This is a genomic window from Mycobacterium sp. URHB0021, from assembly GCF_054057895.1.
On record NZ_JBSRZT010000002.1, the window covers coordinates 1,737,023 to 1,759,627 of the forward strand.

At 66.0% G+C, this 22,605-nt stretch carries 26 protein-coding genes; 12 read left to right on the plus strand and 14 right to left on the minus strand.

All coding sequences use genetic code 11. From position 1 onward, the window contains the following. Positions 1 to 145 precede the first annotated feature (145 nt). The 4 genes from ACVWWN_RS10850 to nthB are packed head-to-tail and all read right to left on the minus strand — an operon-like array spanning position 146 to position 1,983. Positions 146 to 349 (minus strand): CbtB domain-containing protein, encoded by a 204-nt coding sequence (locus ACVWWN_RS10850; protein WP_457143896.1) that lies wholly within the window; start codon positions 347 to 349, stop codon positions 146 to 148. Beyond that, complete coding sequence (locus ACVWWN_RS10855) at positions 342 to 632, minus strand: nitrile hydratase accessory protein (protein WP_457143897.1); 291 nt, start codon at positions 630 to 632, stop codon at positions 342 to 344. The genes ACVWWN_RS10850 and ACVWWN_RS10855 overlap by 8 nt, the downstream gene beginning before the upstream one ends. Then, the gene (gene nthA, locus ACVWWN_RS10860) at positions 629 to 1,249 is read right to left on the minus strand and encodes a nitrile hydratase subunit alpha (protein WP_457143898.1); all 621 of its coding nucleotides are present in this window, start codon (positions 1,247 to 1,249) and stop codon (positions 629 to 631) included. The genes ACVWWN_RS10855 and nthA overlap by 4 nt, the downstream gene beginning before the upstream one ends. Next, complete coding sequence (nthB, locus tag ACVWWN_RS10865; RefSeq protein ID WP_457143899.1) at positions 1,249 to 1,983, minus strand: nitrile hydratase subunit beta; 735 nt, start codon at positions 1,981 to 1,983, stop codon at positions 1,249 to 1,251. Before nthB ends, nthA begins: the two co-directional genes overlap by 1 nt. A 149-nt stretch (positions 1,984 to 2,132) precedes the next feature. On the opposite strand from nthB, the gene ACVWWN_RS10870 reads away from it, so the two are divergent. Next, positions 2,133 to 3,089, plus strand: coding sequence for a GlxA family transcriptional regulator (locus ACVWWN_RS10870; protein WP_457143900.1), 957 nt, complete (start codon positions 2,133 to 2,135; stop codon positions 3,087 to 3,089). 97 nt (positions 3,090 to 3,186) lie between these two features. Here the strand turns inward: ACVWWN_RS10870 and puuE are convergent, their stop codons facing one another. Both puuE and ACVWWN_RS10880 read right to left on the minus strand, forming a co-directional pair. Then, positions 3,187 to 4,089: an allantoinase PuuE gene (puuE, locus tag ACVWWN_RS10875; protein WP_457143901.1), complete on the minus strand. Its 903-nt coding sequence runs from the start codon at positions 4,087 to 4,089 to the stop codon at positions 3,187 to 3,189. 5 nt (positions 4,090 to 4,094) lie between these two features. Then, positions 4,095 to 5,264, minus strand: a complete 1,170-nt coding sequence (locus ACVWWN_RS10880; RefSeq protein ID WP_457143902.1) for a pyridoxal phosphate-dependent aminotransferase — start codon at positions 5,262 to 5,264, stop codon at positions 4,095 to 4,097. Between the two features lie 198 nt (positions 5,265 to 5,462). Here ACVWWN_RS10880 and ACVWWN_RS10885 point away from each other — a divergent pair, with 198 nt between their 5' ends. From ACVWWN_RS10885 to ACVWWN_RS10900, 4 genes are all read left to right on the plus strand, one after another. Continuing rightward, positions 5,463 to 6,674, plus strand: a complete 1,212-nt coding sequence (locus ACVWWN_RS10885) for an acetyl-CoA C-acetyltransferase (protein ID WP_457143903.1) — start codon at positions 5,463 to 5,465, stop codon at positions 6,672 to 6,674. Between the two features lie 16 nt (positions 6,675 to 6,690). Then, complete coding sequence (locus ACVWWN_RS10890; protein WP_457143904.1) at positions 6,691 to 8,838, plus strand: 3-hydroxyacyl-CoA dehydrogenase NAD-binding domain-containing protein; 2,148 nt, start codon at positions 6,691 to 6,693, stop codon at positions 8,836 to 8,838. Between the two features lie 238 nt (positions 8,839 to 9,076). Beyond that, complete coding sequence (locus ACVWWN_RS10895; protein WP_457143905.1) at positions 9,077 to 9,730, plus strand: hemerythrin domain-containing protein; 654 nt, start codon at positions 9,077 to 9,079, stop codon at positions 9,728 to 9,730. Then, a complete protein-coding gene (locus ACVWWN_RS10900; RefSeq protein WP_457143906.1) occupies positions 9,730 to 10,290 on the plus strand; it encodes a hypothetical protein in 561 nt (186 codons plus the stop codon). Before ACVWWN_RS10895 ends, ACVWWN_RS10900 begins: the two co-directional genes overlap by 1 nt. A 16-nt stretch (positions 10,291 to 10,306) precedes the next feature. On the opposite strand, the gene ACVWWN_RS10905 is transcribed toward ACVWWN_RS10900, so the two are convergent. After that, positions 10,307 to 10,981, minus strand: coding sequence for a Crp/Fnr family transcriptional regulator (locus ACVWWN_RS10905; RefSeq protein ID WP_457149077.1), 675 nt, complete (start codon positions 10,979 to 10,981; stop codon positions 10,307 to 10,309). Between the two features lie 202 nt (positions 10,982 to 11,183). Further along, entirely contained in the window at positions 11,184 to 12,035 is an 852-nt protein-coding gene (locus ACVWWN_RS10910; RefSeq protein ID WP_457143907.1) for a transporter substrate-binding domain-containing protein, read from the minus strand. 204 nt (positions 12,036 to 12,239) lie between these two features. Between ACVWWN_RS10910 and ACVWWN_RS10915 the strand changes: the two genes are divergently transcribed. Together ACVWWN_RS10915 and ACVWWN_RS10920 are read left to right on the plus strand one after the other, a co-directional pair. Next, positions 12,240 to 12,518, plus strand: a complete 279-nt coding sequence (locus ACVWWN_RS10915) for a hypothetical protein (protein ID WP_457143908.1) — start codon at positions 12,240 to 12,242, stop codon at positions 12,516 to 12,518. 68 nt (positions 12,519 to 12,586) lie between these two features. Continuing rightward, positions 12,587 to 12,931: an AMP-binding enzyme gene (locus ACVWWN_RS10920; RefSeq protein ID WP_457143909.1), complete on the plus strand. Its 345-nt coding sequence runs from the start codon at positions 12,587 to 12,589 to the stop codon at positions 12,929 to 12,931. Here ACVWWN_RS10920 and ACVWWN_RS10925 read toward each other — a convergent pair. From ACVWWN_RS10925 to ACVWWN_RS10935, 3 genes are read right to left on the minus strand one after another with little or no spacing between them, the layout of a single operon-like run. After that, positions 12,889 to 13,512 (minus strand): class I SAM-dependent methyltransferase, encoded by a 624-nt coding sequence (locus tag ACVWWN_RS10925; RefSeq protein WP_457143910.1) that lies wholly within the window; start codon positions 13,510 to 13,512, stop codon positions 12,889 to 12,891. The genes ACVWWN_RS10920 and ACVWWN_RS10925 overlap by 43 nt on opposite strands. A gap of 3 nt (positions 13,513 to 13,515) precedes the next feature. Then, positions 13,516 to 13,941 (minus strand): pyridoxamine 5'-phosphate oxidase family protein, encoded by a 426-nt coding sequence (locus ACVWWN_RS10930; protein WP_457143911.1) that lies wholly within the window; start codon positions 13,939 to 13,941, stop codon positions 13,516 to 13,518. A 10-nt stretch (positions 13,942 to 13,951) separates the two neighbouring features. Next, positions 13,952 to 15,355, minus strand: coding sequence for a phenylacetate--CoA ligase family protein (locus ACVWWN_RS10935; protein WP_457149078.1), 1,404 nt, complete (start codon positions 15,353 to 15,355; stop codon positions 13,952 to 13,954). An 87-nt stretch (positions 15,356 to 15,442) separates the two neighbouring features. Between ACVWWN_RS10935 and ACVWWN_RS10940 the strand changes: the two genes are divergently transcribed. Beyond that, a complete protein-coding gene (locus ACVWWN_RS10940; RefSeq protein WP_457143912.1) occupies positions 15,443 to 16,450 on the plus strand; it encodes an LLM class F420-dependent oxidoreductase in 1,008 nt (335 codons plus the stop codon). Between the two features lie 322 nt (positions 16,451 to 16,772). Here ACVWWN_RS10940 and ACVWWN_RS10945 read toward each other — a convergent pair whose 3' ends face one another. Continuing rightward, positions 16,773 to 17,483, minus strand: a complete 711-nt coding sequence (locus ACVWWN_RS10945; protein WP_457143913.1) for an SDR family NAD(P)-dependent oxidoreductase — start codon at positions 17,481 to 17,483, stop codon at positions 16,773 to 16,775. Between the two features lie 125 nt (positions 17,484 to 17,608). Here ACVWWN_RS10945 and ACVWWN_RS10950 point away from each other — a divergent pair, with 125 nt between their 5' ends. Further along, positions 17,609 to 18,523: a LysR family transcriptional regulator gene (locus tag ACVWWN_RS10950; RefSeq protein ID WP_457143914.1), complete on the plus strand. Its 915-nt coding sequence runs from the start codon at positions 17,609 to 17,611 to the stop codon at positions 18,521 to 18,523. Here the strand turns inward: ACVWWN_RS10950 and ACVWWN_RS10955 are convergent. Next, on the minus strand, positions 18,468 to 19,658 hold the full coding sequence (locus ACVWWN_RS10955; protein WP_457143915.1) for a YbfB/YjiJ family MFS transporter: 1,191 nt from the start codon (positions 19,656 to 19,658) through the stop codon (positions 18,468 to 18,470). The two genes, ACVWWN_RS10950 and ACVWWN_RS10955, sit on opposite strands and share 56 nt — an antisense overlap. Before the next feature lie 219 nt (positions 19,659 to 19,877). Between ACVWWN_RS10955 and ACVWWN_RS10960 the strand changes: the two genes are divergently transcribed. From ACVWWN_RS10960 to ACVWWN_RS10970, 3 genes are all read left to right on the plus strand, one after another. Continuing rightward, positions 19,878 to 20,093, plus strand: coding sequence for a hypothetical protein (locus tag ACVWWN_RS10960; protein ID WP_457143916.1), 216 nt, complete (start codon positions 19,878 to 19,880; stop codon positions 20,091 to 20,093). Between the two features lie 113 nt (positions 20,094 to 20,206). Then, a complete protein-coding gene (locus tag ACVWWN_RS10965; protein WP_457143917.1) occupies positions 20,207 to 20,437 on the plus strand; it encodes a hypothetical protein in 231 nt (76 codons plus the stop codon). Between the two features lie 65 nt (positions 20,438 to 20,502). Then, a complete protein-coding gene (locus tag ACVWWN_RS10970; RefSeq protein WP_457143918.1) occupies positions 20,503 to 20,847 on the plus strand; it encodes a cupin domain-containing protein in 345 nt (114 codons plus the stop codon). On the opposite strand, the gene ACVWWN_RS10975 is transcribed toward ACVWWN_RS10970, so the two are convergent. After that, positions 20,844 to 22,493 (minus strand): DNA repair helicase XPB, encoded by a 1,650-nt coding sequence (locus tag ACVWWN_RS10975; protein ID WP_457143919.1) that lies wholly within the window; start codon positions 22,491 to 22,493, stop codon positions 20,844 to 20,846. The two genes, ACVWWN_RS10970 and ACVWWN_RS10975, sit on opposite strands and share 4 nt — an antisense overlap. Between the last annotated feature and the right edge of the window lie 112 nt (positions 22,494 to 22,605).

Genomic DNA, 22,605 nt, shown 5'->3' on the forward strand with positions numbered 1-22,605 from the left:
TCGGCTACCAACCGCGGCGCCGCAGCGTGATCAATGCCATCAGCCAACTCCGGGATGCCGGCCCGCTCATCATCGGTCAACGCAATGTTGGTCAATCGGGAACTGCTGCACCCGAGTCACGAATCAGGACACCCGCGGCTCCCGCCTAGTGGCAGGGGAAACCCAGCAGGTGGCGCGCGTCGTGCATGAACTCGTGAATGGCGGTGTTGGAGCCGAAGACCGACGACGCACCCTGGTCGAGGCCGACGAAATACAGGGTGAGCAACGCCAGCAGCACGGTGGCGGTAAGCCACCCGGCGCCGGCCAGGCTGGTCGTCGTTGCGCGGCTTACCGCGGCGGTGTCACTCATGGCCGTCTCCGTTCAGTTTCGGCGGCTCGGTCAGCAGCCGGTGCTCGTCGATCACCTTCTCGAGCGCGGCGACCCAGTGGTCGTAGTACTGCCACTCCCCGCGGGCGTCGGGGGACGAGCCCTCCCAGTCGCCGATCGTCTCGATGAGGCTCTGCTGGAACTCGCTCCACTGGTAGTGGCCGAACTCGGACAACGCCAGTGCGAGGCCGAACGCGCGTCGCTGCCACTCGTGTTCGAATTGTGGTGCCGCCTGATCGGTGGTGCAGGTGTCGTGCAGCTTCATGACGCGGGTCCCGCCAGCGCAACACCCATCATGGACTCCGTCGTCACTAGATCCATCAGCATTTCGTCGGTGAAATCCTCTGTGCCGGTAGGACGCTCGGGTATCACGAACCAGCGCGAGTGCCCGCTGCTGTCCCAGACCTTGATCTCGGTGTCGTCCGGAAGCTCCACCCCGACCTCGGCGAGCACCTGACGTGGTTCGCGGGCGGCGCGCGCCCGGAACACCGGATCCTTGTACCAGTACGGCGGTAGCCCCAGCACCGGCCACGGGAAACAGGAGCACAGCGTGCAGATGATCAGGTTGTGCACGCCCGGCGCGTTCGCGACGGCCTGCAGATGTTCGCCCTCCGCGCCGGCCATGCCGTCGGGTAGGTCGAGCTCGGCGATCGCGGCGGGCGTGTCGTCGACCACCCGGGCCGCGAAGCCGGGATCCGTCCAGGCTTTGACGACGATCTTCTTGCCGTTCAGTGGCGTCATCTCGGACTCGAAGTACGCCAGCACCTTGTCGACCGTCTGATCGTTGATCACGCCCTTGGAGATCAATAGCGATTCCAGTGCGGTGACTTTCGCCGCGCTGGAGGCCTCGCGGTCCTCGGGATAGTGGAACTGACTGCTCATCACACGCCTTCCAGGTAGGCCTCGAACAACTCGGCGTAGAACATTTGCCGGCCGGGTTCCGCGCGATCACCGAACAACTCGGACGGCTCGAACGCGACGATGTAGACAGGCATGGGGGCGCCGATACCGTCGCCGGTGTCGACGAAATAGGCGTAGTCGCCCTCGAAGATCCGCTCGACGATGCCGGATTTGCCGCGCAGGTGACCGGGCAGGCGGGTGTGTTCGGAGGCGGGCACATCGGTGATCCGGACGCGATCACCGAGGACGAACCTGGGGTGTGCGACGTCGCGGCGAGGCGTGTCGCCCTTCCGAAGGTATCGCACCACCTGGTCGTCGATAGCGGGCCGCGGATCGCTTGTCGCAGGCGCCTGACCAGCTGCCAGTTCGCCTTGCCGAGAGGACAGTTCCTGATCGGTCAGATAGCCCTTGTCGATGAAGAACTGGGTGATACCGCCGAGCCACTTCTCGTAGTAGCGGAACTTGAAGTAGTCGAAGGGGTTCATCGCCTCGGCGCCCGTGCGCAGATGTGCCCAGGTCCATTTGTCGTCGAAGGTGGTGGGCACCTCGTCGATCGGGTACTGCGGCACCGCCGAGCTCAGGTGCTTGGACAGGGCCATCATCGCGACATGGATGCCGAAGATCCGCTTCTCCCAGTCCGCGACGAACACCCGCTTCTCGAGGTCCTCGAGTTCGGGTAACCCCTCCAGCCCACCGAGGTAATGCTGCAACTTCATGGCACAGGGCTCCCTTCCGGACGCCGACCGAGGCGATGAGAAAAGACTTCAGTGACGTTGTTACGGACGTGTTACATCGCGTTTTCCAACAGTGCTGGAACCGGACACAGCGCGCGCAGTTCCGGACATCACGCCCTACGGTCTGTTGAATGTCCCCCGTCTCGAGGCACATCGCGATGCTTGTCTACGACGGGGTACGAACCCTCGACGTGACCGGGCCCCTCGAGGTGTTCGACGTTGCCCGGTCGTTGCGGTGCGATTACACCATCGAGCTCTACGCCGTCACCGACGCCGCGATGGTGTGCTGTTCGTCGGGCATGAGGCTGGCCGCGGCACCGATCACCGCGTTGGCCAACAGTCCCGACACGTTGCTGGTGCCCGGGGGCGAATGCCTGGTGACCTCCGGACCTGACCCGCGGCTGCTGGCCGCCGTCCGCCGAATTTCCTCCCGGGCGCGTCGCACGGCGTCGATCTGTGCCGGCTCGTTTGCACTCGCCGCTGCGGGACTGCTGGACGACAGGCGTGCGACCACGCACTGGCGCCATCTCGACACGTTCGCCCGCCGGCATCCGGAGGTGATCCTGGAGACGGAATCGGTCTACGTTCGCGACGGCGGGATCTGGAGTTCGGCCGGCGTCGCGGCGGGCATCGACCTGGCCCTCGCACTGGTCGCCGAGGACCACGGCTCGGCGATCGCCCACGAAATCAGCAAGGACATGGTGGTTTTCAGCCGGCGGCTGGAGGGTCACCCGCAGTTGTCGGTGGCCGCACGCACCCCACGGCCCAAACATCCGGGGCTGGAACACCTGCTGCAGACCATCAACGCCGAGCCCGCCCGCAAGTACACACTGGACAAGGTCGCGGCCGACCTGGGCATGAGCGCACGTCACCTGGCGCGGCTGTGCAAGGCGCAGGTGGGCTGCACGCTGAAGGAGTACGTGCTGGCCGTCCGGCTGGAGAGCGCCGTCGGACTGGTGCTCGCAGGGGAATCGTTTCACTCGGCGGCGCGCCGCTGCGGACTGCGCGACGGGTCCCAACTCCGTGAATTCCTGGCGTCACCGCCAGAGCGGTTCAGACGCGAAAGGCAGCCGACCGCCGGGTGGTAGCAACATCACCGAAACTGGATCGCTGTGATCATCGAGGCCGTCATCCCGATCCTGTGATCGGGAATTGGGTCATCAAGGCCAAAACCTACCCCGAGGCCTACTCCGCGGGGTGGACGGCGCACCAGTGCCGAGCGATGTCGATGCGCTTGGCGATCCAGACGTCATCGCGGGACTGGACGTGTTCGAGAAATTTCTCCAGCGCCGCGGTTCTGGCCGGGCGACCGACCAGCCGGCAGTGCAGGCCGACCGACAACATCTTCGGACTGCCGTCGCGCCCCTCGGCGTAGAGCACGTCGAACGCGTCGCGCAGGTGGGCGAAAAATTCGTCACCGTTGGAAAAGCCTGCAGGAGAAGCGAATCGCATATCGTTGGTGTCCAGGGTGTAGGGCACCACGAGATGGTCGATGTCGTGCACCCGCACCCAGTACGGGAGGTCGTCGGCGTAGGAGTCGGAGTCGTAGACGAAACCGCCGTGCTCGACGACCAATTCACGGGTGTGCGGCGAGTCCCGGCCGGTGTACCACCCCAGCGGCGCCGTACCCGTGAGCTCTCGAAGGATCTGCACGGCCTCCGCGAGATGCGTGCGCTCGGTGTCCCTGTCGGCCATCTGGTAGGACTTCCAGCGCAGGCCGTGGCAGGCGATCTCGTGGCCGAGCTCGCGAAACGCGGCCACCGCCTCGGGATTACGCTGCATGGCACGCGCAACTGCGAATATCGTCAAGGGGATCTCGCGCCGCTCGAAGGTTCGCAGCACCCGCCACAGCCCGGCGCGGGACCCGTACTCGTAGAGCGACTCCATGCTCATGTGCCGATTCGGGAACGCTTCCGCCGGAGTGATCTCGGACAGGAATGTCTCCGACCCCGCGTCGCCGTCGAGCACGGTGTTCTCGGCGCCCTCTTCGTAGTTGAGGACGAACTGGACCGCAATCACGGCCCCGCCGGGCCACTCTGGGTCTGGCGGGGTGCGGCCGTAGCCGATCATATCCCTCGGATAGGTCATACCGATCAGCTCCGCAGCGCCGACAGCCGCCGGATCGCTTCGTCAAGCGTCTCATCGCGTTTGCAGAAAGCGAAGCGGACCAGGTGGTTCCACGCGCCGGCGTGCTCGGCGCCCGGATCGCAGAATGCCGACATCGGAATTGCCGCTACGCCGGCGCGTTGGGGCAGTTGGGCGCAGAACGCGGTGCTGTCGTCGTATCCCAGCGGCCGCGGATCGGCAACCAGAAAGTAGGTGCCGAAGCTGTCGTGAACCTCGAATCCCAAGTCGGCCAGTGCCGAACCCAGCTTGTCACGCTTGGCCTGCAAGGAGTCTTTCAGCGCGGACACCCAGGCGTCCTCGGTGTTGAGTGCCTGGGCCACTGCGGGCTGGAACGGAGCGCCGCCGACATAGCTCAGGTATTGCTTGGCTGCGCGCACGCCGGCCATGAGATCGGCTGCGCCGCAAGCCCATCCGATCTTCCAGCCCGTGCAGTTGAACATCTTGGCGGCGCTGGAGATGGTGATCGTGCGTCCGGCCATGCCCGGGTAGTTCGCCAGCGGCAGATGCCGGCAGCCGTCAAACACCAGATGTTCGTAGACCTCGTCGCTGATCACCAGCAGATCGGCGGACACCGCGAGTTGGGCCAGCGCCTTGAGCTCATCGTCGGAGAGCACCATCCCGGTGGGATTGTGCGGCGAGTTGACGATCAGCGCCTTGGTGTTCGGCGTGATCGCGCGGCGCAGGCCGTCGATGTCGACGCGGAAGCCGTGTCCGTCCTGGATCATCGGCACGGCGCGTCGTTCGCATCCCGCCATCGCGACGACGGGGGAGTACGAGTCGTAGAACGGTTCGATCAGCAGGATCTCCGAACCGGGCTCGACCAGTCCGAACACGGCGGCCGCGATGGCCTCCGTCGCACCAACGGTCACCAACACCTCCGTGTCCGGGTCGTACTCCGTGCCGAACAGACGCTTGCGCTGGGCGGCGATCGCCTCGCGCAGCGGCGCGATGCCCAGCCCCGGGGGGTACTGGTTGACGCCTTCGGCGATCGCGTTCTCCGCCGCCTTCAGCATCGCCGGTGGGCCGTCCTCGTCGGGAAAGCCCTGGCCCAGGTTCACCGCGCCGATCCTGGCGGCCAACGCCGACATCTCGGCGAAGATGGTGACCGCGTAGGGCTGCAACCGCTTCACCGTCATGGCTGCCGAGCTTAGTTCTGCTTCCGGTCCCGTCCGGCAGCGGCGTGGCGGCCACACGGGCACCCGCCGAACGGCGAGCCGAGGCAGTGCGCGCATACGCCCAACCAACGAGTTGGGAGAGGCTGTTAGGCTGCCCGGTAGAGGACTACGCCCATGTGGACAGGGCGTCCGTAACCCCACCTGAACAGGAATATCTTCATGTCCGAAGAAGCGTTCATTTACGAGGCCATTCGCACGCCTCGCGGTAAGCAGAGGAACGGCTCGCTCAACGAGGTCAAGCCGCTGAACCTGGTCGTCGGCCTGGTCGACGAACTGCGGCGGCGCCACCCCGACCTGGACGAGACCCTGATCAGCGACATGATCCTCGGGGTGGTGTCCCCGGTCGGCGACCAGGGCGGCGACATCGCCCGCACCGCGGTGCTGGCGGCCGGGCTGCCCGTGACCACCGGCGGTGTCCAGCTCAACCGGTTCTGCGCGTCCGGCCTGGAAGCCGTCAACACCGCCGCGCAGAAGGTGCGGTCAGGCTGGGACGACCTGGTGCTTGCGGGCGGTGTCGAGTCGATGAGCCGGGTGCCGATGGGATCCGACGGCGGCGCCTGGGCGACCGACCCTGAGACGAACTACCAGATCGGATTCGTGCCACAGGGCATCGGCGCCGACCTGATCGCCACCACCGAAGGCTTCACCCGCGACGACGTCGATGCCTACGCGCTGCGCTCGCAGCAGAAGGCCGCCGAGGCATGGTCCGGCGGCTACTTCGCCAAGTCGGTTGTACCGGTGCGGGACCAGAACGGTCTCGTCATCCTCGACCACGACGAGCACATGCGGCCCGACACCACGCTCGAGGGCCTCGGCAAGCTGAAGACCGCGTTCGACGGCATCGGCGAAATGGGCGGCTTCGACGATGTGGCGCTGCAGAAGTACCACTGGGTCGAGAAGATCAACCACGTCCACACCGGCGGCAACAGCTCCGGCATCGTGGACGGTGCCGCGCTGGTGCTGGTCGGCAGCGAGAAGGCGGGCGAGTCGCAGGGCCTGACCCCGCGCGCCCGCATCGTGGCCACCGCAACCAGCGGCGCGGATCCCGTCATCATGCTCACCGGCCCGACACCCGCGACACGCAAGGTGCTCGACCGCGCCGGCCTGACCCTCGACGACATCGACCTGTTCGAGCTGAACGAGGCGTTCGCGTCCGTGGTGCTGAAGTTCCAGAAGGACCTCAACATTCCCGACGAGAAGCTCAACGTCAACGGCGGTGCCATCGCCATGGGTCACCCGCTGGGAGCCACCGGGGCCATGATCACCGGCACGATGGTCGACGAGCTCGAGCGCCGCAATGCGCGCCGCGCGCTGGTCACGTTGTGCATCGGCGGCGGCATGGGTGTCGCGACCATCATCGAACGAGTCTGAGAGGGTTCGAACAGAAATGGCAGAGAACACGATCAAGTGGGACAAGGATGCCGACGGCATCGTCACCCTCACCCTGGACGACCCGACCGGGTCGGCCAACGTGATGAACGCGCACTACCGCGAGTCGATGCATAACGCCGTCGCACGCCTTGTCGTCGAGAAGGATTCGATTACGGGTGTGGTCATCACCAGCGCCAAGAAGACGTTCTTCGCCGGCGGCGACCTCAAGGGCATGATCCAGGCCCGGCCGGAGGACGCAGGCGAGTTCTTCAGCACCGTCGAAGGCATCAAGAAGGACCTGCGCACGCTGGAGACCTTCGGCAAGCCGGTCGTGGCCGCCATCAACGGCGCGGCCCTCGGCGGCGGTCTGGAGATCGCGTTGGCATGTCACCACCGCATCGCCTGCGACGTCAAGGGCCTCGTGGTCGGCTTCCCCGAGGTGACGCTGGGCCTGCTGCCGGGTGGTGGCGGGGTGACCCGCACCGTGCGGATGTTCGGTATTCAGAAGGCGTTCATGGAGGTATTGAGTCAGGGCACGCGGTTCAAGCCCGGCAAGGCCAAGGACGTCGGCCTGGTGGACGAGCTGGTCGGCTCGGTCGAGGAGTTGGTCCCGGCGGCCAAGGCATGGATCAAGGCCAACCCCGACAGCCACACCCAGCCGTGGGATGTGAAGGGCTACAAGATGCCTGGCGGCACCCCGGCATCCCCGGGACTGGCGGGCATCCTGCCGTCGTTCCCGGCGCTGCTCAAGAAGCAGCTCAAGGGTGCGCCGATGCCGGCGCCGCGGGCGATCCTGGACGCCGCGGTCGAGGGCGCGCAGGTCGACTTCGACACCGCCAGCCGCATCGAGAGCCGCTACTTCACGTCTCTGGTCACCGGTCAGACCGCCAAGAACATGATCCAGGCGTTCTTCTTCGATCTGCAGACCATCACCGGCGGCGGATCGCGGCCCGACGGCATCGGCAAGACACCGATCACCAAGATCGGAGTGCTGGGCGCCGGCATGATGGGCGCCGGAATCGCCTATGTCTCGGCCAAGGCCGGCTTTGACGTGGTGCTCAAGGACGTCAGCATCGAGGCCGCTCGGAAGGGCAAGGCGTACAGCGAGAAACTCGAAGCCAAAGCGCTGGAGCGGGGCCGCACCAGCCAAGAGAAATCCGACGCCCTGCTGGGCCGGATCACCCCGACCGCCGACGCCGCGGACTTCAAGGATGTCGATTTCGTGATCGAGGCGGTGTTCGAAAGCCAGGACCTCAAGCATCAGGTGTTCCAGGAGATCGAGGACATCGTCGAACCCAACGCGCTGCTCGGGTCCAACACCTCCACGCTGCCGATCACCGGGCTGGCCACCGGCGTGAAGCGCCAGGAGGACTTCATCGGGATCCACTTCTTCTCCCCGGTGGACAAGATGCCGCTGGTGGAAATCATCAAGGGCGAGAAGACTTCTGACGAAGCGCTGGCCCGGGTGTTCGATTACACGCTGGCCATCGGCAAGACCCCGATCGTGGTCAACGACAGTCGCGGCTTCTTCACCTCCCGCGTCATCGGCACCTTCGTCAACGAAGCGCTGGCGATGCTGGGTGAGGGCGTGGAGGCGGCCAGCATCGAACACGCCGGCAGCCAGGCGGGCTATCCCGCGCCGCCGCTGCAACTCTCCGATGAGCTCAATTTGGAGTTGATGCACAAGATCGCCGCGGCCACCCGCAAGGGTGTCGAGGACGCCGGCGGGACTTATGAGCCGCATCCGGCCGAGGCTGTCGTGGACAAGATGATCGAACTCGGCCGGCCCAGCCGCCTCAAGGGCGCCGGGTTCTATGAGTACGCCGACGGTAAACGGGTCCGACTGTGGCCGGGGCTGCGCGAGACCTTCAAGTCGGGCAGTGCCAGTATTCCGTTGCAGGACATGATCGACCGGATGCTGTTCGCCGAGGCGATCGAGACGCAAAAGTGCCTCGATGAGGGCGTGCTGACCTCCACCGCCGATGCCAACATCGGCTCGATCATGGGGATCGGCTTCCCGCCTTACACCGGTGGCAGCGCACAGTACATCGTCGGCTACCAGGGGCCGGCCGGCATCGGTCAGGAAGCGTTCGTGGCCCGCGCCAGGGAACTGGCCGCCAAATACGGCGACCGCTTCACCCCACCGGAATCACTGACCAGCTAAACGCAACCGACGAGAACCCCTGGGGCACAAGAAGTGCCTCAGGGGCTTTGTGTTTCTTGCCTGTTGTCGAAGGGCAAAGCATGCGTTCGGTGCTCGGCGCATGAGCCGTGTGCCGACGCCCGGTGCCCGGGATCCATCGGAGACTGAATCAGCCGCGACGCCTGCGCGTTATCGAGTGAGGACAGTCAGCCGGTGAAAGGGCTCCATGAGCGACGCAAGTCACTTCGATGGTCGCGAGATGGCCATGATGCATCGGATGTTTCGACGTGAGTTCCTGTTGGCCCCGGGAGTGGTCCGGCAGGTCGCGGGTGGCGACAACGGACGAGCTCAAGCCGTGGCCGCGCATCTGGACCTGATCATCTCGACGCTCCATCACCATCACGCCGGTGAAGACGAGCACGTCTGGCCGCTCCTGCAGCAGCGGGCCCCGGTGCAGGTGTCCTGGCATGTGCTTCGCGTCGAGGAGCAACACCGGCAGGTCGAATCCGCCGTCAACAAAGTCACCGAGTCCCTGGCCCGGTGGCGCCGCGATCCAACTGCGGACCGGCGCGAGCGGCTGGCCGTTGAACTGGAAACGCTTGTCGGCTTCCTCGTCGATCACATGGAGTACGAGGACACCTACGTCGTCCCGGTCATGGAATCACATATCGGGATCGACGAGTGGAACGAGATCGTGCAGTCCATGGTGGGCGGAATGAACCCGGATGAGATGTCACTTGTGTTGGGGATGAGCATGTATGAAGGGGAGCGGGACATCATCGACGACACCATAGCCAACATGCCTGCGGAGGCCCGAGAGATGATCCGCGCGACGGCCGTGGAGGCGTATTCCGAGCACGCACAACGCGTTTACGGCACCGCCACGCCGCCGCGCGGCAGCGGGGTCCGTTGATGAAGATCGGCATCGGGTTGCCGACGCAGATCCGCGATATGGACGGCATCTCGGCCGGCGGATGGACTCGGATCTGGAGACCTACCATCACCTGTGGCGGAGTGAGCCCGTTGGGCGGCGGCGTCAACGCGGCCGTGCCGACGGGCACGCGACCGATTCCACTGTTGTTCGGCGGCATGGCGCCTCGCTCGTTCCGGCGGATGGCGACGTGGGGCGAGGGCTACGTGGCCGGCTCCCTGCCCGCCCCGGCCATCGAGCCGATGTTCGAGGCGGCCAGACGGGCATGGCGTGACGCGGGCCGGCACAGCTCACCCCGATTGGTGGCGATCGCCTACTTTGCCCTCGGTGACGCCGGGCGGGGCCGGTCCAGTATCCGCGACTACTACGCCGCACTCGGTGACGAAGCCGCGGATGCGATGGCGCAGCGCGTCAACACAACCGCCGGGGAGATCCGGAAGGCCGTGGCGTCGTTTGAAGCCATCGGAGCCGACGAGGTGATCCTGCATCCGGGACTTGCCGACCCCGACGAGGTCAGCAGGCTCGCCGACGCGGTGCTGTAAGTCCGTCCTCTCACGGCTAACCCGCTCCGCGGGCGGGGAATTCGAGAAGTCTCCGCACATCCCTGATCACGATGCTCTCACCATCGAGCAGAATCCAGGCACGGTCGGCGAATTCGCCCAGCACCGCGGCCACGGTGTCGGTAGAAGCGCCGACGAGTTGAGCCATTTCGTACGGCGACAGGTCGTGCTTCACCCGCACCGTCTCGCCCTCCTTGATGCCGAATCGCTTCGCGAGCTGAACAAGACGTTTCGCAACCCGACATGGCACATCGGGCATCAACATGTCGCGCAAGTAGTTCGACGTGGCCTCTGCTCGCCGCGCGAGTACCCGGAGTAGTTGAAACGTGATTTCTGGCCAGACCTCCATCCACGCCAGAAGTTGTTCGCGCTCGATCGGCACGGTATGCACGTCGGTCAGGGCGGTGGCACTGAACGAACGCCGGCCCCCGTCGAAAAGCGATATCACTCCGAATATCTCCGATGGACCCATGACAGTCAGGACATTCTCGCGACCGTCGGGGCTCCGGTAACCGACTTTGACTTTGCCCCAGACGATCACGTGTAACTCGTCGCCGAGGTCGTCCTGGGCGAAGATCACCGTCCCCCGTGGGAAGTACGCCGGATGCAGCTGGGTCAGCAGTTCGGCCGCAGTATCGCCGTCAATGCGGCGAAAGATTCCCGAACCGATCAGCGCACGGTAAACGTGCGCGGGCTGCGGCCATTGATGCTGCCTGTCGTCGCCCACGATGTTCGAGTTGCCGAGGTGAACCACTGAACGGCGCCCGGGCCCTATCCGTCCCGCCGATTGCCGGTCGCGTCGCCGTCCCGTCGCGAATCAAGATCCACAAGTCGGTGGTCCGGGAAGCGCTGCCGCCGAGTCGACGCGTGGTGGGTCACGGACCCACCACCTGACCGAGATACGTTCGGCTGAACGCCGCATAGGTCCCGTCCGTCTGGGCCCGGGACAGCCACTGGTCGACATACTGCTGCAGCGCGGAATCGGCGCGGGGTAGCAGGTAGGCCTTCTGTTCGGAGGTGAACGGGTGGTCGAGGCTGACTCCGCACAACTGCCGGTCCTGCTGCATCTGGTAGCGGATCTCACTGATGTCGGTGAACATGACGTCGGCCGCGTAGGTGGTGAGCTGGCTGAAAATGGTCGTGTTATCGGGGTAGGACAGCAGCTTGGCCTGCTTGATGTGGCTCTTGGCGAATTCGGCGTTGGTGCCCCCGGGGTTTTCGACGACGCGGACGCCCGGCCGATCGATATCGCTCAAGCCCTGATACTTCGCGGCATCTGCGCAGCGGACGATTCCGGCCTTGCCATCGCGCAGATACGGCGCGCTGAAGAGGGCCTGATGCGCCCGGGTAATGGTGATGCTGACCCCTCCCATCACCATGTCGCAGCGGTTCCCGACATCGGTCAGCAGGTCGGCCCAGGTCGTGGGAACGAGGGCGAGTCTGACGCCGAGGTGATCGGCGAGATTGTGCGCCATGTCGATATCGAGGCCGCTCCAATTGCCTCGCGGATCTCGATAGGTGAACGGCCGGTAATCGCCTGTGCTGCAGACTCGTATCGCCTTCTCGGTGACGATCTCGGGGAGCCGGGATCGGCCGGCTGCCGTGCTGGGCGTCGGCGACGGGGGACCGGCACCATCGCATGCGGCGACGACGTAGATGGCCATCAGCACCAATACCGTCGTGACAAGCGCACGCGTCGAGCGGTTAAACGTTTTCCCGTACTTCACGTTGATGTCTAACGTTTTGAGCAGTGACAAGTGAGTCACAAGTCCCGGATCCCCGGAGGTGCCTTGCGGCTTCAGGTCGTCAGTGGCCTGCAGGTCGGAACTGCAATCCGGGTGTGCCGCGGCGATGACTTGGCTATCGTCCAGCCGTGCCGAGAGCTTTACCGAAAACTTTGCGGTGGGTTTGGCGAGCTATGGCGCGCGACCGTGCATCCAGTTCGAGGGCTGCCGCACGCCGCGGCGATCATCGGTTTCCTGGCCGCCGGCCGTACGGTCTCGATGATCCACTCGTTCCAGTCACCGGAATCGATCGGCCGCGACATCGAAAAGCTGCAGTTGTCGGCCATCGTCGCCGAACGCCGTGATCGGACCGATGAGGTCATCGCGGCCGCCGGGTATGCAGGCAGTGCGGGCGTCGCGAGGTCACTGACGGCGCCTCTCGTGGCGGCCGTCACCGGGTTGGAGCGTCGTGGCAAGTGCCGGTGACACGCCGAGGCCGAACCCGTTGTGGCGCTGCAAATTCTGACCAGCACCATGGATTGCTGGAGGCGCAAGTGGCCCCCATCAGTCCGGACTGGATCCGCACCACCGACATCGCCTCGATCTACCCGGACGGGTTCGTCACCTTGCACGGCAGGGCCGATGGCGCGATCAACCGAGGCGGATTCAAGATCTTGCCGGAGACAGTTCGGCGAGTCCTGATTTCACACCCGGCGGTCCGCGATGCCTGCGTAGTCGCGGTGCCCGACGCGCGGCTCGGGCAGGTGCCGTTCGCCGCCATCGAGATCAACCCCGGATTTTCCGCGCCGTCCGACGACGATCTGAAAGGCCTTGTCCGCCAGGGATTGCCCGTTTACTACGGGTCCGTCGCGTTCACCGTCGTCGACGAGCCGCGCTGAAACACGTAGTGGCGTCCTGGATCCTTGCCGTTGTGATCCATTTCGGGCTCACTTCCCGACGTCACCGGTGTCCAGTCCGTCACGAACCGGCGGTTGACCTCGTCGGGATCGATGCCGGGCACGCCGAACGACCCGCCAGGAATGAACTCGATCAACAGAAGCCGGGCGCGCGGCGCGGCCACCGCGGTCACCTCCCGCACGTAGGCATCACGATCCTGCGCGTTCATTCCGTGCAGGCAACCGTTGTCGACGATCAGGTCGAACCCGGCCCCGACGCCCTCCGAGCTGAGCCGGGTCGCATCGGCCTGGACGAACGTGACGGCGACGTTCGCGGCCGCCGCCTTGGCCCGCGCCTTGTCCAACGGTTTGGCGACATAGTCCACCCCGGTCACCTGCCAGCCGTGCCTGGCGAGGTAGATCGCGTTGTCGCCGGTCCCGCAGCCGAGATCGAGCGCCGTGCCCGCCGACAGGGCTTCGGGTGCCTCGACCAGGTCCCGCAGGCTCTTCGGCAGCGGGTGGCCGTCCCACGGGACGAAACCCAGCCGGTAGAGGGACTCGAACAGGAGCCGCCGTCCGCCCATCGGTCAAAGAGATCCGAGATCTGCGGACAGCCAGTGCTCCGGCTTCATGTAGATCACCACGCCCTCGCCGGGCTCGCGGCGGGCGAACTCGAGGTAGGCCTCCACCTTGTCGGCCGGCAGGTACCGCTTGACCATCTCGACGAGTTGCTCATCGGTGGCGGGTTCGATGCGGCTGACCGGGCCGTCGACCGCGACGTAGCGCACGCTGGGGTCGGCGCGTTCCACCATCAACGTGAATTCACCCTGGGTTTCGATGAGGCGGTGCTTGCGAGAACCATTGCCGGTGTGCACCCACGGTTCGCCGCCAGGGGTGTACTGGTACCAGATCGGTACGGTGAGCGGACCGCGCTTGTCGCCCGCGCTCACCGAGAGCGCGGCGATGTGTGGCTCGGACAGAAACTGCTCGCGTTCTTCTTTGGATAGGGCCATGTTCGCCAGGCTAGTCGCGCGGGATGAACCGCCTCAGTTTGCCGGTCGCGTGGTGACGGGGGATGCGCTCGACGACGCCGACGTGCACGACGGGGGCGGACAAACCGAACTCGCGAAGCGCGACGGTCAGGGCGGTGCGCAGCGCGTTCACGTCGGGGGTGCCGACGACGACGATATCCGCGCCGGCGATGGTCTGGGCGACCTGGTATTCGGAGATCCGCGGGTCTGTGCCGAGGAGGTGCCGGAATGCGCCGGCCGGAACCGAGATCCGTCCGTACCGAAAGTCGTCGTCGCGCCGTCCGCCGATATCTGCCACCCGAGCAAACGAGCTGCCGCACTCGCACGTGCCAGCAAGCCACGTGACCTGGTCGCCGAGGTCATAGCGAATGAAGGGAAACGTCCGATTGGCCAGTCCCGTGGCGAGCGTCCGCGCGGCAGGCTCGTCGGGACCGACCGGCGAACCGTTCTCGTCGACGCGCTCGAGCACGACCTCGTCCTCACACACGTGAAGTCCGTCACCGAGGCCACATCCGACCGCCTGCACCCCGATCTCGGTGGATCCCCACAAATTGTGGACCGGCGCCTGCCACGCCTCGCGGATTGCCCTTCGGTCCTCCTCGAGCAGGGGTTCGGAGTTGGTGCTCACCCGCACCGGACGGCAGTCGAGTTCGCCCGCCAGCGCGGCACGGGCGAGTCGGCCGATCACCGACGAGTAGCCGACAAGATGAGTGGGACGGGCGGCCGCCACCGCCGCCAGCACCCTGTCGAACGGTTCACCCGCGGGGATCACCACGGTCTGCATGTCGGCGGAGAGGGGCACATCGAAGAGCGGCGTGCTGGCGTGTGGAGGCACGCCCGCCTCGAGCACGGCCATCCCGGCCGGGGATCGCGACGATGATTCGTTGCCGTCCGACCTCGCTTGCGTCCGCCAGGCCAGGCAGGCCGCGGAAACGAAGAAATCCCAACCCCAGACATAGACGCCGCGCACGCCGCTCGAACCGCCCGAGCTGAACACCTGATCGTCCCCGCGGGTGTACGAAAACCACTGCTGCGACTCCAGAATGCGCTCGACGCCGTCCCGGGTGAGGTCCCGGACCGTCACGATCGAGTCCCACTCGTCCTGCGCCTGCGCTTTCGTCATCGCCGGTATGCGTGCCAGGTCGGCTGTGGAAACCGACGACACGTCGACGTCGCGGAGACGTGCGGCGTGAAACGGCGACCGCTCGCGCGCATAAGCCAGAAACGCCCTCAGCCGCTGATCGCGGTACCGGTTCAGCTGTTCACGTGACCACGCCAGGCGCGCGACGTGGTCCGCCAACGCGGCCTGGACGGCCAAGACGTGGGCGGCACGCATCCGCTCGTAACGTGCTCGGGCATCGCTCGACCGGGACATCCCTGCAGTCTGACGCTTCACCGATCGTCGAGTGGCCACTTGTGTCACGTGTTCATCGAATTGCCGCGCGATAGGTGGCCACCCGGCGCTGATATTAGAGTCCCCGTCATGCGATTCGGACTGTTCATCCCCCAGGGCTGGCGACTCGACCTTGTTGACATTCCGACCGACACGCACTGGATGGTGATGCGGGACCTCGCCGCCTACGCCGACGACAGCGCATTCGACTCACTGTGGGTATACGACCACTTCCACACCGTGCCCATGCCGACGCATGAGGCGACCCATGAGGCGTGGTCGCTGATGGCGGCGTATGCGGCGACGACGTCGCGCATCAAGCTCGGCCAGATGTGCACCGCGATGAGCTATCGCAACCCCGTCTATCTGGCCAAGGTCGCCGCCACTGCCGACATCATCTCCGGCGGCCGCGTCCAGATGGGCATCGGGGGCGGCTGGTACGAGCACGAGTGGCGCGCATATGGCTACGGATTCCCCTCCGCGGGCGAACGGCTCGCGCGTCTCGACGAGGGTGTTCAGATCATGCGTGACGCCTGGCGCGACGGTGAGGTCACCTTCGACGGCAAGCACTATCAGGTGGACGGGCCGATCGTCGAGCCAAAACCCTTGCAGGACGGCGGCATCCCGATGTGGATTGCCGGCGGTGGCGAGAAGGTAACGCTGCGGATAGCCGCGAAGTACGCGCAGTACACCAACTTCACTTCCGACCCCGCCGCGTTCGCGCACAAATCGCAGGTGCTGGCCGGCCATTGCCGCGAGGTCGGCACGGATTACGACGCCATCGTGCGATCGGCCAACTTCAATACCGTGATCGGCGAATCGGACGCCGACGTCAGCAACCGCGTCGCACGGATTCGCGCCCGGCTGGTGGCCAAGGCGAACGGCACCGCCGTCGACGGAATGCTGGCGTCGGTCACCGCACCGGAATCCGGGTCAGGGACCCCGGAGCAGGTGATCGAGAAAATGCAGCGGATGCGCGACCTCGGCTGTGAATACGCGATCCTGTACTTTCCCGAGGCCGCCTACGACCGTTCCGGCATCGAGCTATTCGAACGCGAGGTCATACCGGCTCTCGGCGAGGGCTCCCGCGACGCCTGATAAGCGGCGATGCTCCATCTGCCGTCGATGCGGTGGGCCACCACGCTCAGATAAAGGCGCAGTGGTGGCCGGTCGGGATAGGCGAAGTCCGCCTGCACATAGCCGTGCACCACGTCGGCTGCCGGCCTGCGGCTCTCGAGTACCGAATACCTGACCGTCGTGCCGCGGGGCTGGCCCGCGTAGTAATCCCGGACGCCTTGGCGCCCAACGGTGTACGGGCTCAGCCCCTGAAAGACGGCATCCTCCGTGAACACCCCCCACCCACTCGGGCCGCTCGGCGTCGATGCCGGTCTTCCACAGATCCAGAACCTCGCGCAGAACATCATCGCCCGGCACTTTGGCCGCCGTCCACGTGCAGGATCTCACCGGTGACGAAAGGCGCCTGCTCCAGGTACAGGACCGCGTCCACGACATCATCGATCTCACCGAGGCGACCGAGAGGATGCATCTTGGCCAGCGCTTCGTGAGTCGACGGATCGTGCATCGGGGTGCGGATGACGCCGAGAGCCACGGCGTTGAAACGGATCCCGCGGTCCGCGTACTCCACCGCCAGCGACCTCGTGACGGCGTTGAGGCCACCTTTGGTCAGCGCGGCCAACGCCGAGGGGATCTGGGAGTTGGCTTGGTCCACCAGGCTGGTGGAGACGTTGACCACATGACCTCCACCGTCGCGGGAGAGCATGGCGCGCACCGCCGAACGGGATACCTCGAAGAAGCCGCGCAGATTGACCCCGGCGATCGCGTCGTAGTCGTCGTCGGTGTAGTCGGTGAACGGTTTGGGGATGAAGATGCCCGCGTTGTTGACCACGGTGTCGATCCGGCCGTAGCGCTCCATCGCTGCCTCGACGATGCGTGCACCGACACCGGGTTGCGCGATATCGCCGGCTACGGTCAGACCCATCGGATCGTCGCTCCCGCCGATGGTGCGCGAGTTGGCGACCACGGCGTAGCCGAGTTTGCGATAGCGGTGGACCAACCCCTCGCCGATGCCCTGCGAGGCTCCGGTGACGATGGCGACGTGTGGTGAATTCATGGTGTGCTCCCCTGTTCGGTTTCTGCACTTCCGAACACTCGAGCGGGCCTCACTGAGTCCCGTTGGCAACGTTCTGTTATCTCGCTGCTGATAGGCACAGGCTCTCAGTGCACTAGGATTACCGCGTGGAACTGCGCCAGCTGCGCTACTTCCTGACGGTCGCCGAGGAGCTGAACTTCGGTCGCGCCGCCGAACGCCTCCATATCGCCGGCCCGTCGCTGTCCCAGCAGATCAAGGCGTTGGAACGCGATTTGAAGGTCCGTCTGTTCGACCGCGATCGCCGTTCGGTGACGCTCACGCCCGCCGGCGCCGCCCTGATGCCCGAGGTTCGGACGTTGCTGGAACGGGCCGACGAGTTGCGAAGGCGCGCTGCGGGTTTGTCGATATCGGAGCCTGTCCGGCTCGGCTATGTCAAGTGGCGCCCGCCCGACCTGGCGGAGCGTGCCGCCGGAGTGGCGAAGCTTCGTGTCGACACCTGGGTGATGCCGTCGCACACCCAGGCCTCCCGGGTGTCCGACGGGAGTCTGGATCTCGCGATCTGTTGGGTGCAGGACACCGACCTCGAGAACCTGTCGCTGCATGCCCGACTGCTCGGGGTCGACCGGCTCTACGCACTCAGTGCCGGCTCCGACACCGCACCTGTGGACGCCGAGGACATCGTCGTACTGGTCGACGGTGACACGGTCAGTTGGTCGTCCTGGAACCGCTACGCCGAGGAATTCGCCAGGGACACCGGCGCGGGCATCATGCGCGTCGACGACGGAGGAGTCACGGGGCCCACATTTTTCGAGCACGTACGCCGGCTGCGGCGGCCCGTGCTCAACAATCCGAGGGGCCAGGACACCGCCGAGCCCGTCGGTTTGGTTCGCCGTTCGGTGGTGCATCCCACACCACTGTGGACGTGGTCCTTGGTCTGGCGCCGAAGCGAGACGAGTGGCGCCGTCCTGGCGGTCGCCGACGCGTTCACCCGCGATGCCGAGGACCTCACGGCCGACCCGGAGAGTTGGTTGCCACGAGACGATCCGCACCGGCGCGGATGACTCCGGCTCGAAGCAGGACCGCCACGCCCGCCGCCGAAACGACAACCATCGCGGCCGCGATCAGCGCGAGCCGAAACCCCTCGGCGAGAAGGGGGTTCACCAGAACGGGACCCGCGATCTGTCCGGCCGAGTATCCGGCCGTCAACAGGGCCACCGAGCCGGGGAACTGCAGCAGTCTTCCGGCCGCCAGTGCCAGGGTGCTCACGCCGATGAACGTGGCGCCGAACAGCATCGCCCCGAAAAGGGCGGCAACCGCGCTGTGTGTCACGGCCGGCATCGCGATCCCGACGGCCTGCAACAGCAGCGCCGCGACGAGAAGGACGGCGTGTGACCATCGTTTACTCAGCCACGCCCACAGCGCCGCCGACGGAGCCGCGGCCACACCCACGAGCAACCAGGCCCCGTTGCCCAGCCACCCGGTGGAGTTCTCCCGGATAGCCGCGACCAGGAAGGTGCCCGCGATGATGTATCCGATTCCTTCCAGGGTGTAGCTGACGAACAGCGCCGCGAACAGGCGGGCGGCGGGACGCTTCGGCGTCGGAGTCGCAGCGACAGGCGAAGGTGGCTTCGGGCCGCCATGCATCGCCCAGGCGGCGGCGCTGAGGACAGCGGCCAGGCCCGCGGCCGCCCACCATGCCGTCCGCCAACTCGCGGAGGGCGGCAGCGACAGCACGAGGGCACCCGAGAGCGCGATCCCGACGCCGACGCCGCCGAAGCCCCAGCCGGGCAGGTGCGGCGAATGGTCCCGTAAATGCTCCAGCAGGGAGTTGATCGCGATGACGAACACCAGCGCGCTGGCGAAACCCGCGACCGTACGCAGCACCCCCCAAGCCATGAGGTTGGAAGTCAACGGCATTGCGGCCACGGTGGCGACCAGCACGACGAGCGATATGCGTAGTGCCGTTGCGGAGCGGGCCAGGCGCGTCGAGAAGGTCCCTGCCAGAGCCCCGGCCAGATAGCCGGTGTAGTTCGCGGTGGCGAGGTGGGCGGCCGCATGCGGAGTGAGGCCCGCGTGCGCGGTCATCAGCGGCAGGATCGGGGTATAGGCAAACCGCCCGATTCCCATTGCCGCGCCAAGGGCGGCGGCGACCCTGCCGATGTGCGGCCAGGCCGCGAGTCCAGGCTTTGTTGGCACCCGAACAGGGTGCGTCGGTGTGCATCGATCCCGCCACGACCAGCATGCTCCCAACTGGTAGACCGAGGCTCGCACGCGGTGGGGCCGACCGTTAACGCGCGGTTACCGACGTCGGTCGGAAGGTTGACCGACTGGTGAACCTGTGGAGTCGCTGAAGTTACGATCGTCGGCAATGATCGCGACGTGTTATCGATCTCGCGGCCCATGCACACCAACGATGTGGCGCAGGCTCAATCGTTCGAAGCGATCTTGCTTGTTGAGATGGCGGAGGCGAACCACCTCGCCGATTCTGCTGAACAGCGCTGGTTGAAGCGATGTGAGCGAGGCTTCGACGACGGCCACCGCGTTCCTGAGGCTCTGGTGCGGCTCCGGGGACGGGTCGCCGAGGTCCAGAAACTCCTCGACGCGCTGGCCGCGCGCTTCCCGCAGCAGTGACTTGTGCTCGCCGCGATTCGAAATTGACTAGTACGCCCACGCACCCGTCGGGCCTCGCGTGCGTAATCCAAGTGGTTCCTGTACGTCGCCGACCGGCAAACACCACGGCGCCGGTGCGCATCTCGTCGAGCCAGGCGCCCTCGCTGAAGTTCTGCGCGAAGAAGGCGCAGCGAAGAATCGTCGTCTACTCCAGACCGGATGCCTTCGTGCCGGACATCGATACCGCGCTCTTCGAGTTGTGCCGTCACGCGCTTTCCGGTCTTGCCGGTGCTGCCGATGACGAGAATGGTGTGAGTGGACTGCTTATCCGATGTGTTGCTCATGGCTCGAAGTCCACGGCCTGAATCGAGACGATGCATGGCTCAGGCACTGGATGGCATGTCCGATCGTCTGGAAGGGGACGCCGGGTATGAACAAGGTTTCACTGACTGCGCTTGCGCGCGAACACCTCGAGGCCGCCCGCGCCGCGAACAGCGGTCGCAGCGCGCACACCGTCTACGGGGGGCATGAACATTCCCTGCGCCAGACCGTCATCGCGCTGACCGCGGGCAGCCGGCTCGACGACCACGAGAGCCCGGGTGAAGCTACCCTGCAGGTGCTGGTCGGCAGGGTACGCATCACCAACGAGCAAGTCCACTGGGAAGGTTCGGCGGGCGATCACATCGTCATCCCGTCGTCGCGCCACGGCCTGCAGGCCCTGGAGGATTCGGCGGTGCTGCTGACCGTCGCGAAAGCCGTTGGGCCGCACGTCTAGATCGCGGGTCCCAGCAGGTCGTCGGCGTCCTTGATGACATAGCCGTAGCCCTGCTCGGCCAGAAACCGCTGCCGGTGTGCGGCGTACTCGGCGTCGAGGCTGTCGCGTGACACCACCGAATAGAAGATCGCGCCGCCGCCGTCGGCCTTCGGGCGCAGCAGCCGCCCCAGGCGCTGTGCCTCTTCCTGGCGCGATCCGAATGTACCCGAAACCTGCACGGCAACACTGGCTTCCGGAAGATCGATGGAGAAGTTCGCCACCTTCGACACCACCAGGGTGGAGATGTCACCGCGCCGGAACGCGTCGTAGAGCTCTTCGCGCTCAGCGGTTTTGGTCGATCCCTGGATCACCGGGGCATTGAGCTCCTGGCCGAGTTCGTCGAGCTGGTCGAGGTAGGCGCCGATCACCAGTGTCTGCTCGCCGGGATGGCGTTCCAGGATCGACTTGACGACGGCGATCTTGCTGTGCACGGTCGAGCACAGCTTGTAGCGTTCGTCGGGTTCGGCGACCGCGTAGAGCATCCGCTCGTTGTCGGTCATCGTCACCCGCACCTCGATGCATTCGGCGGGGGCGATCCAGCCCTGCGCTTCGATGTCCTTCCAGGGCGCGTCGTAGCGCTTGGGCCCGATGAGGCTGAACACATCGCCCTCGCGGCCGTCCTCGCGGATCAGGGTGGCGGTCAACCCGAGGCGCCGGCGCGACTGCAGGTCGGCCGTCATCCGAAACACCGGCGCAGGCAGCAGATGCACCTCGTCATAGATGATCAGGCCCCAGTCGCGGCTGTCGAACAACTCCAAGTGGCGATACTCGCCTTTGGTTCGGCGGGTGATCACCTGATACGTGGCGATCGTGACGGGCCGGATCTCCTTCTTCTCTCCGGAGTATTCGCCGATCTCGTCCTCGGTCAGCGACGTGCGGGCGATCAGTTCGCGCTTCCACTGCCGACCCGCGACGGTGTTGGTGACCAGAATCAGGGTGGTCGCGCCCGCCTTGGCCATCGCGGCGGCGCCGACGAGCGTCTTGCCCGCGCCACACGGCAACACCACCACCCCGGAGCCGCCTTCCCAGAACGAGTCGGCCGCCATCTCCTGGTAGTCGCGCAGATGCCAGCCGTCCTGGTGGAGGTCGATGGGGTGTTTCTCGCCGTCGACGTAGCCGGCCAGGTCCTCGGCGGGCCAGCCGATCTTCAGCAGCATCTGCTTGACGCGCCCGCGCTCGCTGTTGTGCACCACGACGGTGTCGTCGTCGATGCGGGCGCCCAGCATCGGGGCGATCTTCTTGTGGCGCAGCACCTCCTCGAGCACCGCGCGGTCCAAGCTCACCAATGTCAGGCCGTGTACCGGGCTCTTGACCAACTGCAGCCGGCCGTAACGCGCCATCGTATCGACGATGTCGACGAGCAGCGGCTGGGGCACCGCGTACCGCGAGAAGGACACCAGCGCGTCGACCACCTGCTCGGCATCGTGGCCGGCGGCTCGCGCGTTCCACAAGGCAAGCGGGGTGATCCGGTAGGTGTGGATGTGTTCGGGCGCGCGCTCCAGTTCGGCGAACGGCGCGATGGCGGCGCGCGCCGCCGCGGCCTGCTCGTGGTCGACTTCGAGCAGCACCGTCTTGTCGGACTGCACGATCAGGGGGCCGTCGGTCATTCTGTCCATTATCCGGAACCGTCGGACACCCGCTGTTTCAGCCCGTCGCAGCCGCTCCGCGACCGCCACCATTGCCGGGTCGTTCTCCGGCTGTTGACGTGCGCCGATCTGC